Genomic DNA, 12,005 nt, shown 5'->3' on the forward strand with positions numbered 1-12,005 from the left:
GCACCATGAGCGGCGGCTTCGGACTCCCCATCGTCAACATCGCCGGTCCGCTCGCGGAACTCGGGAAGTCATTTGGCCAGGGCTACGATCGGGCACAGGCGCCCGAACTCCTGCGCGCTGCGCTACAGGCGCAAGGCGGCGGACAGGCCGCTCCTGGCACTCTAGGCGCGCTGGGATCGCCCTATGGCGCTCCGCAGCAGCCGGCCTTGAGCGCGCTCGGCGAGCAGCCGCAGGCTCGCCCGATCTCCTTCGCCTCAAACACCGGCCCGGCCGGCGATTATCTCGCGACGACGCGTGCGACGGAGAGCGGGGGCAACGATACGGCCAAAAACCCGACCTCGACGGCGACGGGGCGCTACCAGTTCACGGGTCAGACCTGGGCCGGGCTCGCTCGAAAATACCCGGAACTCGGGTTGACCGCAGATGGCCGCACCGACCCTGCGCAGCAGGAAAAGGCGATGCAGGCGTTCACGAACGATAACGCCCGCGTCCTCACGTCCAAGGGCATCCCGATCACGCCCGGCAACCTCTACGTCTCGCACTTCCTCGGCGAGGCAGGCGGGCCGCGGTTCATTGCGGGCGCGATGTCGAACCCGGATGCGCCGGCCTCGGCCTTCGTTGATCCGAAGGCGGTCGCGGCCAACCGCTCGATCTTCCTCAACAAGGACGGCTCGCCGAAGACGGCTGGCGAGGTCTATGCCGAGCGGACCAGTCGTTATGGCGGCACCCGAGCCCCGCAACAGGTGGCGAGCGCCGATCCGAACGCGGCCGACATGCCGGCGGTGGGTGCGCAGGAGGCCGAGTTTCGCATTCTGGGGCAGGACGCCGCTCAGGCGCCGGTTGCGGGATCGTCGGGCATCCCAGCCTCAGCGGCTCGCGCCGTCGGTCTGCCGGGTGCGGGGGGTCAAGCTCGCCAGATTGATCCGGCCCTGCTGTCTCGGATGCTCGACAACCAATTCACCGCGCCGATCGCGAACCAGATCATCGCTAGCCAGTTCAAGACCGGCGAGGATTACGCCTTCACGGCGGTGGGGGATCAGTTCTACCGGACCAACAAGCGCACCGGCTCGGTGGAGTTGGTGCCGGGGGTCTCGAAGCCGCAGACCACCGTCGTGGCGCCCGGCTCCACGCTCGTGGATCAGGTCACGGGCAGGCCGCTCTATTCCGCGGCAGCCAAGCCCGAGAGCGTCGCGGCGGGTAGCCGTCTGGTCGATCCGAACACGGGGCGGGAAGTCTACTCCGCCCCTGACAAGCCGGTCTCGGTCGCGCCGGGTGCCCGCCTGGTCAATCCGAATGACGGTCGCGAGGTCTACGCCGCGCCGGAGAAGTCGGCGACGCCTTCGTTCGTCCAGATGAACGGCCGGCTTCTGCTGACGGACCCGGACAGCGGGCAGGCCCGCGACGTGACACCGGCCGACCTTCCGCAGGGCTACCGCCCGGCGACCCCAGCCGAGCGCAAGTCCTACGGCGTCAACGAGACGACGCCGCTCGCGATCGGACCGGACGGCAAGCCGCAGAGCCTTGGCGGGCAGACCATCAACGTGAACCCCGGTGAGCGGGCGCAGGACGCCGCAATCGGCGCCGACTACGGCAAGCGATTTGTCGAGTACCAGCGCGGGGCCGGTGCCGCGGGCAGCACCTTGGCGACGATCACGACTATGGAGCGGGCGATGAACACGCCAGGCTTCTACTCGGGCACGGGCGGTCCGGCGCGTCTCGCCTTCAATCGCGGGCTGGAAAGCCTCGGCGTGAAGGACAAGGGCTCGGCAGCGCCGGCCGAGGTGTTCGACGCGCTCTCGAACCGCGTCATCCTCGACGGCCTGGGCGGCTCGCTCGGGGCCGGCATCTCGAACGGCGACCGCGACTTCATCCAGCGCACCGCCCCGGATCTCGCGAAGACGCCGGAGGGCAACCGCCAGCTTCTCGGTCTCGCTCGCTCCATGGCACAGCGCCAAAAGGACGTTGCGCAGCTCGCCCGCGATTACGCGAAGGCGAACGGCGGCCGTCTCGACATGGGCTTTGACGAACGCCTGTCGGAATGGGCCGCGGCCAATCCCCTGACGCCTGGCGGGGCACCGCGTGCGCAGGGCGGGCAGCCTCAAGCCGGACAGCCTCGGCAGGCCGCACCTCAGTCGCAGGCTGCTCCCGTCCCTGCGCAGGCCGCCCCGCCGCGGGCGCCGGCCATGCCGCAGGGCCAGCCCGCGCCGTCCGATCTTGAAGCCGAAGCACGCCGCAGGGGGCTCATTCGATGAGCGCGGGTCTGTCCGAAGTCTCCGACGCCGACCTGATGCGGATGCTGGGGCAATCGCGCTCGGCTGGGGGCGGGGCTCCCCCGCTTCCTCCATCCGCCGCGCCATCTCCGCCTGTTCCGGGTGCCGATCCCGGCGCACTGTCAATCCGCGTTCGCTCGGGCAAGGGCCAGGCGTTCGAGGGCTCGACGGGACCGCAGGCCGTGGACCTGTCGCACATCTCGGACGACGACCTGATGCGGCAGCTACAGGCTTCGCGGCAGGCACAGGCGGCCCCGGCGCCCGCTCCGGCCGAAGCGGCTCCGCCCTCGATCACGGCGGCTGATTTCAACGACCGCTTCATGGGCGACCTGTCCGCGCCGACGACGATGGCGAGCCAGGCGGACACGTCCTCGCCGCTTGGGGCTGGCCTGCGGGCCAAGGCCGACGAGGCGGTGATCGGTAAGCCGTCGGGCGGCAACGACCTCACAGCAGCGGCCCTGAACGCGATGCAGGGTGCCACGCTCAACATCGGCGGCAACGCAGCGGCCGGTCTCGCCACCGTTGCGGGTAAGCTGGGCGTGCCGGGCTACGGCGATCACTCGTTCGGCGAGTATTACGAGCGGTTCCACGACATGCTCGACGCGCACGGGCGGCAGAGCCCGAAATCGGCCCTCGCTGGCGTGATCGGCGGATCGCTTATCACGGCTCCGATGCTGCCGAGTGTGACCGGCGCGCGGGCGGCTGGCATCGGTGGGCGAGCCGTCCAGGCGGCAGTTAATGGCGGCGCCTATGGGCTCGCGGGTGAAGCTATCGACAGCCGCGACCTGGCTAAGGCCGGTGTTGCTGGGCTCGTTGGTTTTGGTGCCGGCGGCGCTCTCTCTCCGGCTATCGAGAAGCTGGGGCCGCCTGTCCTCAACGCGGCGATGCGGGCGCTCGCCCCGATCCGCGAGCGCATGGGCTTCCCGATCGCCAAGGCGGCCGGCGGGTTCACGCCTGCGGCCGAGGCCGCCCTACGGCAAATCGGTCTCGACCCGAAGCAACTCCCCCCGGACCTCGCGGGGCACCTTGAACGCGCTTTCGCCGCCAAGGGCGTGTCGCCGGCCGTCGCACGCGAAGGCGCCGCGGCCGAGTTCGGTATTCCTTTGTCGCGCGGGCAGGCCACGCAAGATCCGCGGGCGGTCTCGATGGAAGCCGACGCCCTGGCCGGCGGTCGCGGCGGTCGGGCTCAGACCATCGGCAACGACTTCGCGGCTCGGCAGTCCGCGGCGGTCGATACGGCCCGAACCGGGTTTCAGGGTATGGCGGCCCGTGGCGGTCCGATCATAGACAATCCGGCCTCGGCGGCGGAGGCGGTCGCGGATCGGGCTCGACAGGCTGCGGCCTCGAACGCCGACCAGATTGCGCGGGCAGAGGCGGCACACGAAGCCGCTTTGCAGGCGGTTCGGCCACTTGGCAGCGGCGACGCCCTCGACGCGGCCACGACAGCCGCACAGGGTATCCGTAGCGCCGCAGAGCGCAGCCGTGGAGCCTATCGCGAGGCTTATGGCGAGGTCGGCCGCATCCCCGGCAACTTCGCCCCCGGTGCGCTCGATGATGTCGGCACGGCGGTTCGGCGCTCGCTCGGGCCGGAAGTGCCGATTGATCCGGTTCTAACCCCGGCAGCGAACCGCGCCCTTGCGGACCTCGACAACCTGCCCGGCATCCTCGGCCTGCGCGAGGGCGAAGGGGCGACCCTTCAGCAGCTCGAACAGGTCCGAAAGCGCCTCGTGTCGTACTACGGCAGCACGGCGCAAAACCCGACGGATCGGCGAGCGCTCCGGGCCGTCATGGAAGGCTTCGACCAGCGGGCGGAGGATCTGTTGGCGGTCGGCCGGTTCGGAACGCCGTCCAGAGCCACAGGGGAGGCCGCTGGCGCCGTCGATGACTTCCCCGGCAGTGCCGCCCTCAACGGGCCGTCTGCGGGCGCCCTGCCATCTCCGGCGGCGCCTCGCGGTAATCCCGAGACGATGGGCCAGTTCATCGCCCGAAATGGCGGGATGGAGCTATCGGGCGACGCCCGCGCCAACGATCTGCACAAGTGGCGGGTCGGTGGCCTGCAACCGCTCGCGCGCGAGGGCGGAACGCCGATCGACGCCATGCGCGACAAGCTCGTGGTCGCGGGTTTCATCCGACCCGACGATGCGAACGGCGCCATCGCCCGCGACATCCGCGGCGAGGTGATGGAAGCGCTCCGGGCCGAGCGCCAGGGGCGGCCGACCTATCGATACGCCGACGAGGGGCGTGCTGCGGCTCCGAACCGTGAGGCGGCCCGCATCGCCGACGACAACGCCGAGCACGCGGCCGCAGTGGATCGCCAGGCGCGGCGAATGGAAATCGATTTCGAGGGTATGGGGCTCGCGCCGCGCGACCTCGACCGCGCTACGTTGCGGGATGCGGCCGAGCGCATGGTCCTGGGCCATACCGACGACCCTGTGACGGCCTACGAACAGGCGGTCGCCCGGCACGGCGAGGCGCCTCAGCCTGGCGCACCTCCCGCCCGTGCCTTCGATGATGCGCCCTTCCCCGAGATTGGACAGGGCACCAGCGTTGCGACCTCGGACGCGCTGCCGATCGGCGACACGGCGCCCGCCACGGCGTTGCGTGAGGCTCGGGGCCTGTTTCGCGAGCACAAGCAGGCTTTCAGCCCGCGCGGACCCGGTGACGATGCCGGCCGGCTGATGCGCAAGATCGTGGAGCAAGACGCGACGCCAACGGAGGTTGCGACGGCCCTGTTCGGGTCGATGACCCGGCCCGGTGAGACCGGCTTGTCGGTACGGTTCGCGACCCGCCTACGGGAAGCGCTGGGGGATGACAGCCCGGTCCTCGATGCCGTGCGGCAAGGGCTCATTGCCCGCGCGATCGACGGCAACGGGGCCGGCGATGTCGGCAGGCGCCTCGACACGCTGCTACGGGGCAACGGGCGAGGGGCGGCGAACGCCATCCTTACGCAGGAACAGCGGCGCGGCCTCGGGGCGTTCCGGGCGGCGCTGCACCAGGCCGAGCAGGCGCACCAGGCGTTGCCCTCCTGGATCTCCGACCTTTCTCGCTCGGGCTTCGATCCAAACGCGGTTGCGACGGGTCTGTTCGGCTCGGGCGTGCCGGGGTCTCGGGTCGGCTCTGCCAACTTCGCGCGGGGGCTGAAAGGCTTCCTCGGCGAGGGCAGCGAGGAATGGTCCGGCCTGCGGCAAGCCGCGATCCAGAACCTTACCCAGCCGAGCGGCCGGACCCTGACGGCGACACAGGAGGCCGACCGCGTGGCCGACTTCGTGAGCGGCAAGGGGGCGGGGCTGGCCCGCGAGATGTTCGGGGGCGAGGAGCTGGCCCGGCTCACGCGGTACGCCGCCGCGCTGCGCTCCACGGTGCTGCCGAGCGGCATCGGCTCGCCGACGGCGGGGCAGGGGCGGACCCTAGCGGCCAACCTCTTGAACGGTCTCCTTGGCGCCATCGCGTTCAAGTCCGGTCTTCCAACGGCAGCCGCGGCGCCGTTCACGGCGAAGGCGGGGCAACGCATCGTGATCGGCGGTCCTGGGGCCTTCGGCGCGTCGCGGTCGTTCGGGGGCGGTGCGCCTCAGGTCGTGCCGGACACACCGGAGCATTTCCAGCGCCTCGGGCAGGGCGCCGGCCGAGCTGCGGGACTGCTTACGGCGGATGGAGTTCCGTCGGGGCGCTAGCCGAACAGCGTCCACGCCATGCCGGCGAAGAACGCCGAGCAACCAATCATCGGGGCGAGCCGGTCGCGCATCGGCTGCCCCCGAGACCATACGAAGGCGTTCAACAGGCCATAAACGAGGCCCGCGCCCATAGCCTCGCCGCCCATGGCGGCACCAAATAGCTGCATCGTGGTCGTGATCGGGCGCCCTCCCATCGACAGGGCGAAAATCAGCAACGGCACGCCGTAGCCTAGCAACACAACCCAGAACCGCACCGGCGTCTTGCCGGTCTGCATCTCGGTTCGGTTGTCCTGCCACAGCATTGCGAACGCGAGCACGTTCAACACGGTCGCGACGGCGACGGGGCCGAGGATGTGGCCGAGCGTGAAGGCGGGAGGCATCACGGCAAGATGGCTAGCCCGAGCGCGAGTGTCGAGGTGCGTCCGGGTCCTCTTCGCCGCGCTCGTGCCACGCGGCGAAGAAGGGTCGGTGGTTCAGCTCTCGATGCGATGAAGGGCGCAGAGCTTGTTACCGTCCGGGTCGCGCAGGTATGCGAGATACATCTTTCCAGCGGAGCCCGTGCGCTCACCCGGCGGATCTTCGACCGAGGTGCCGCCGTTCGCGACGCCGGCCTCATGCCAAGCCTTGGCCTCCTTCGCGCTTTCCATGGTGAAGCCGATGGTGCCACCGTTCGCTCCGGTTGCAGCCTTACCGTCAACAGGCCTGGTGATGAGGAGGCGACCACCTCGGTGATCATAAATCAGCCGGCCATTCGCATCCGTGATGCCGGAAGGCCCACCCGTCGCGGCGAACAAGGCGTCGTAGAACGCCTTCGTCCGGGCCATGTCGTTGCTGCCGATCGTGATATGGCTGAACACTGAGCCTTCTCCGTTCCTGTGAGCGGCTTCGGCTACCGCGTCCGACCCCGAACGTACAGGCTGTCCGCCTCCGCCCGTGAGGGTGCTCTGGAGGGCTGAACTCGAAGACCCATCGCCGGCTCCGACTGTCGGGAACCGAAATACCCATTTTCGGACCATAGATTTACCGACACGTTTTCCCGACAGGATTAAGCCGTTCCGGGCCACAAAATCCGAGGGCCTGTCGAGACGCCCAAAAAACGGTCGGATACCCGACAAATCGTTCAGGTTACTGTCGACCGAAAGGAGGCTTTGGGAACGACTGCTTACAGGCTACTCTCTGGAACAACGGCGAACGGCTGAAAAAACAGGTCAGTCCTCAATGATGTAGGCGTGGCGGACCTGCCGCGTCCAAATTTGGTACGATAGCCAAAAGCGACCGCTGTCACCCCATATCGTACCGGCAGAATTTTGAACCCGGAATGCCTGTCGCTCGTCGTCGTAGCCGATCACGACCATTACGTGGCCCAGCGTGTCTGGTCCATTCTCGACCACATTGAAGGTGTCACTCGTGCGTTGATGCGCGAACCGCGATCCAACGGACATGCCGTAGATTACGGGTGTGTCATTGGCGATCAAGGATTTCACGACATCGAGATTGGCCGCATCGACGGCAGCCCAGCTCTTGATACGATATCGAGCAGCCTTAGCGAGTTCATCGGCTGTGGGTTTGCGACCACACCATCCGGGATCGAACGCATATTGTTCGATCGGTAAAGCGCCGACGTCTCGCAGTAGGTTCAACGTGTCGCTTATCGATGACAACCCCATGCAGTGAGCTTCATTGGAGACCAAGTTATAGCTGAAGCTCGGGCTGAACGTCAGGTCCTGCTGGCGCGGGTTTTTGAGGCGTCGACGGAGCTGAGATGCGGCCGCATAGGTGACGGCCCAGGAGACACAGGTATTGCTGGGGCCCTGCGATCGTGGAGGCGGCATTCTCGGGGACAGGTCGAAACGCGGCGGCAGCACGCCCCGACCTGGAGCCTCCCGAATGAGTTTCACGCTTGATGTTTCATTATCGGGGTCCCAGCCTTGTGCGTGTCCGGCGTGTGGTGGAAGCAGCCACAGCGCCATGGGGACGACCAGCCCGACGATCCAGCGCGACATCACCGTGTTGGCTCTGTGCGGCGCTGCGGCAGGACGACCTGGTTGTTCACCGCGTAGAGGAAACAGGGAAACGGCGAGGTCTTGGCGTTGCAAGCAGTGAGGGCCGCTGCCTCAGCCTCCGCGACGCTAGCGCCGTTACGCGCAGTGAAGATGGCGCCGTTAGGCCGGACTGCCATCGCCTTGGGCTCGCTCATACCACCATATCTCTGCACGACGTCGTGCGCGCCATTGGGATCGAAGAGCGGGACCCGATCGGCCTGAAAGCGCCCTGCGTAGGACAGCCGCTCCATAGGCCGCAAAGACGCTTGGCGCGGGTCGGACGCCAGCAACGCCTCGTCCGAGGCGACAAGGGTGCAGGGACTCACGTAGCTTTGCTGGCAGCCTTCAAGCGCAAGCTGCTCCGCGACCGCGATCGAGCTGACTGAGTTCCACCAGAACGGGCGGCCTGATTTTGGCTCGACAGCGATGGCCTTCGGCGACTTCAGGGTCAGGTATCGCTCGACAGTCCTGCGATGCTCGTCACGAAGCCATGGCGCCTTCGTCAGATCGCCGGTTCGATCGAGCGCCTCGACGAGGCGGCCCTCGAAGCTCGCTGATCGCGCGGCTGGCTGGGTGGTCACCGCCGCGGGTGGCAAGACTGGTGGTGAGGCGGGGGCAGCAGTCACGGCGCGGCGTCGTGCGAGATCGGCGAAGACCCCGTTCGGGAAACGAGCCAGATAGGCCTGGAAGTCGAGTGGGTCCTTGCTGTTTTGGATGCTCCGCCAGAACAGAAGCTCGGCCTCCACCGTCCCATCGCGCAGGGTTTGCTCGGCGACGCGAGTCGGTGGCGGCTTCGGGGGCTTGAAGTAGAATTCGCCTTCGAGCGCAGTGTTTTCCCATGGTAGCTGTGTGCCGTTCGACGCCTCGCGGACGTCGCGGCGGACCAGTCCAAGCAGCTGCCGGACCTCCAGACCAGGCGTCTCGATGTGATGGAGTAGCGCGGTCGTGAACGGGCTATTGCGGCCTGCGCCATCCCGCGCCACCGTACCAGGCGCAGTGGCGAAGGCCACTAAGGTTCCGGTCCCTGCCGAGACTTGGCTGAGGCCACCGCGAGGGATGTCGCGCGAGCCGGTGACCAAGCGCTTCTGGAAAGGATTGTCGCGGCAGGCATCAAGGAACAGCAGCGTGACCCGGGCCATGCCCTCAGTTTGCTCCAGCAAGCTCTCGACATCCAACGCCTCGAACCTCAGATCGCGCGGGGCCTTAAGTTCAACGCTGGTCGGCAGCAGCCAATTATGCCCACCTACCTCTAGGGCATGGCCGGCATAGAAAAACACTGCCGCTTCTGCGCCTCGGGCCGCCTCACCGAATTGCCTAATCGCTCTCTCGAATGCAGACCGATCCGGATCGAGAACCGTCTGAACCGTGAAGCCGAGCCGCTGAAGCGCCGCGCCCACGTCATTCGCATCGTTGCGCGTGTTCGCGAGCGGCGCCGCGTGCTGATAGCTCGCCACTCCGACAACGAGCGCGACCCGTTCGGCGCCGGCGAGGACAGCCTGGACGAAACCGAACAGCATTAGGCTCGCGATGAGCAAAACACGCATGACAGAGTTGGACCGCCGAAGACACACTTCTCAGGGCTGAGCTCATATCACGCCGCGACGGAATGGTTCGAGATCGTCGACGCGATGTCGACCTAGCGGCGGTACACACGGTGAAACATGGTCCCGTTCGCTGTTTCGAGGTCAGCTTGGATGAGCAACAGCGGCAAGGTGGATCGACGGCGCAACGTCTGCTCCGGGGTAAAAGGTTCAGGTCCGCTTGCCACCCTTCTGGGACTTTGCCGCAAGCAGCCTTGGGTGTCGGCAAAACGGTTGAATTGCTGATATGTTGATTTATAGGATTATTGACTGTATTGGGTGGGAATTGGTCGCTTTTTTGGATTCAGAATGGGAATTTATGCGAATGACCGGCGCATCCCGCCAGGGATCTATCACAACCCGTGAGGTAGGATGCATTAGAGAATATTGATTGAATTCACTCAGAAATTAAGTTAATAATTCTATGACTTGATTGGCGCGATATTTATCTAATTTATTAGGGATACTAAGATGTCCGGCAAGAAAAACGCTTTTAGTAGAGCTAGACCTCCCTATGAGTTCCAGCAAAGGCCTGATAATTGCTGGTCAGCGTGCTTACAGATGTGGCTAAGAGCTGAAATTGGAGTTAGTCCAAGTCAAGATCAACTCAACGGTTGCGTTGGGGATTTTTCATTTACACCTGGGCGAGGTATCGACACGACAGCTATTGGTGATATGGTCGATAAGGCCGTATCTTCTTTAACAATTTCTATGGATTACAAACTTATTGAAAAAGCAAATCAACTTCCTAACGTGAAAAATCTCCTTGTGACCAAAGGTTATATTTATGTTGCTTACCGAAGAGCGAACGGAAGTGGGCATGTGAATATAATTTCAGCGTACAATGGTGACTCATACGGCTGTAGCGATCCCGATCCGGATATCAGAAACATTGTTAGGTCAAAAGCAGAACTTTTTTCTCATTTTCCAATGTTTGTTGGATGGAGACATAGAGTAGAAGGTGAATTATTCAGTCTTTAGATTAATATATTTTTATTAATATCTGTAACTGAGTATGCTCTGCCATTTTCCATCCTTATTCCATATATAGATATAGCTGATACCCTAACCGGTATTTTGGACTAATCGAACTGGAAGGCCATTGTATGGTAGCGGCCATGAATACCGAAAAGCAAGATCCGGGAAAGTGACGGGCGCATCGGCCCAGCAGTATCGCCCGTCCTTTCAAATTTCTGACATTAAACCCGGCACAGTCGGATGGCCGAAAAACCGTCGTTTTTTAGACATACGAAAGGCATGTGCTTGACAGCTAGTGACTTGCTTATATTACAATCTATATTGGTATTTGATTTTACTACCAAATTTATTTCCTGTAGCTGAAAATTATTTATCCAACTTGAATCAGCTTGTTAAACGCGATTGTCGCCGGATTAGCTAAACGGCCTGCGACGCTTAAGCGCCATAAGACGCGTTCGACATGTAGGCCTTTAACAGGAACTACAACTAGCGTGCCTAGGCTGATCTGGTCGCGTATCGTAGCAACTGAAATCATCGCAATGCCAAGGCCGCCTGCAACGAGCTGTTTAGTCACCTCCGTACTACCGACTTCAAGCTGTCGAACTGGGTAGACCTGCTTTGCGTTCAAGGCATCCGCGACCACCTCGCGAGATCCGGAGCCCGGTTCTCTTACAATAAATATTTCGTCCGTCATACGATGCGGATCAATTGGTTCTGTCGTGTTTGCAAAACTATGCTCCGGCGAAGCTATAAGCACCATCTCATCTTTACGCCAATATTCGCTCACAATGCCAATTTCTTGGACGGGACCTTCAACCAAGGCCACATCGATTTCATGGGAAATCAGCAATTGGGTTATTGACCGTGTGTTCGCGCTTATAATACTGAGCTTAATACCGGAATACGCACGATGAAATATACCAAGATAGGGCGGTATTATATAAGTTGCGATCGTTGTGCTCGCTCCGATCCGTAATGTACCGCCGCCGAGGGCTCGCATTGCATGCAATTCTTCTTCAGCATTCCGCTCTATGGCGAAGAGAACTTTAGCATGCTGCATGAGAGCTTCGCCCTCGCGAGTCGGACGGACACCTCGTGCGCCTCGATCGAGCAATCTACACCCTACCTGAAGTTCAAAGTCGCGTACCCCCTTCGAGATTGCGGGCTGACTGATGCGTAACTCGTCAGCGGCTCGGGAGAAACTCCCGGTCTGAGCCACGGTCGCGAACAGCCGCAGAAGGTGGAGATTGAGTGCCATAACCTCAGTTTATAGCCCTAAAATTGAATTATATTTGCATGAATCATATCAAAAAGAGGAGAGTTATGGCGCGATATGGGCCTCGGATAGAAAAATGATGCCGCCTCCCCCGTTGATCGGACGAGGGAAGGAGAGAGTTCCGAGGCTCATGACGGTCCGGATGGCGCTTGCGGCGCACGCCCCGGGGCATCGATCAGGTACCGTCT

At 63.5% G+C, this 12,005-nt stretch carries 8 protein-coding genes and 1 pseudogene; 3 read left to right on the forward strand and 6 right to left on the reverse strand.

The window, feature by feature from the left end:
- Nucleotides 1-5 precede the first annotated feature (5 nt).
- Both MFF13_RS09285 and MFF13_RS09290 read left to right on the forward strand, forming a co-directional pair.
- Entirely contained in the window at nt 6-2,252 is a 2,247-nt protein-coding gene (locus MFF13_RS09285; protein ID WP_238272044.1) for a hypothetical protein, read from the forward strand.
- Nucleotides 2,249-5,941 (forward strand): hypothetical protein, encoded by a 3,693-nt coding sequence (locus MFF13_RS09290; protein ID WP_238272045.1) that lies wholly within the window; start codon nt 2,249-2,251, stop codon nt 5,939-5,941. The genes MFF13_RS09285 and MFF13_RS09290 overlap by 4 nt, the downstream gene beginning before the upstream one ends.
- On the opposite strand, the gene MFF13_RS09295 is transcribed toward MFF13_RS09290, so the two are convergent.
- The 4 genes from MFF13_RS09295 to MFF13_RS09310 all read right to left on the reverse strand — a co-directional run bounded on the left by MFF13_RS09295 (nt 5,938) and on the right by MFF13_RS09310 (nt 9,500).
- Nucleotides 5,938-6,324, reverse strand: a complete 387-nt coding sequence (locus tag MFF13_RS09295) for a hypothetical protein (RefSeq protein WP_238272046.1) — start codon at nt 6,322-6,324, stop codon at nt 5,938-5,940. The genes MFF13_RS09290 and MFF13_RS09295 overlap by 4 nt on opposite strands.
- A 90-nt stretch (nt 6,325-6,414) precedes the next feature.
- Entirely contained in the window at nt 6,415-6,798 is a 384-nt protein-coding gene (locus tag MFF13_RS09300) for a VOC family protein (RefSeq protein ID WP_238272047.1), read from the reverse strand.
- Between the two features lie 351 nt (nt 6,799-7,149).
- The gene (locus MFF13_RS09305; protein ID WP_238272048.1) at nt 7,150-7,944 is read right to left on the reverse strand and encodes a C1 family peptidase; all 795 of its coding nucleotides are present in this window, start codon (nt 7,942-7,944) and stop codon (nt 7,150-7,152) included.
- Nucleotides 7,944-9,500 (reverse strand): caspase family protein, encoded by a 1,557-nt coding sequence (locus MFF13_RS09310; protein ID WP_238272049.1) that lies wholly within the window; start codon nt 9,498-9,500, stop codon nt 7,944-7,946. Before MFF13_RS09310 ends, MFF13_RS09305 begins: the two co-directional genes overlap by 1 nt.
- A gap of 534 nt (nt 9,501-10,034) precedes the next feature.
- On the opposite strand from MFF13_RS09310, the gene MFF13_RS09315 reads away from it, so the two are divergent.
- A complete protein-coding gene (locus MFF13_RS09315; RefSeq protein WP_238272050.1) occupies nt 10,035-10,544 on the forward strand; it encodes a papain-like cysteine protease family protein in 510 nt (169 codons plus the stop codon).
- 367 nt (nt 10,545-10,911) lie between these two features.
- Here MFF13_RS09315 and MFF13_RS09320 read toward each other — a convergent pair whose 3' ends face one another.
- Nucleotides 10,912-11,601 (reverse strand): LysR substrate-binding domain-containing protein, encoded by a 690-nt coding sequence (locus MFF13_RS09320; RefSeq protein WP_238272060.1) that lies wholly within the window; start codon nt 11,599-11,601, stop codon nt 10,912-10,914.
- A gap of 18 nt (nt 11,602-11,619) precedes the next feature.
- Nucleotides 11,620-11,799: pseudogene (locus MFF13_RS09325) on the reverse strand (helix-turn-helix domain-containing protein); the annotation flags it as partial.
- Nucleotides 11,800-12,005 lie beyond the last annotated feature (206 nt).

The sequence above is a fragment of the Methylobacterium cerastii genome (genome assembly GCF_022179125.1).
Lineage (GTDB): Bacteria > Pseudomonadota > Alphaproteobacteria > Rhizobiales > Beijerinckiaceae > Methylobacterium > Methylobacterium cerastii.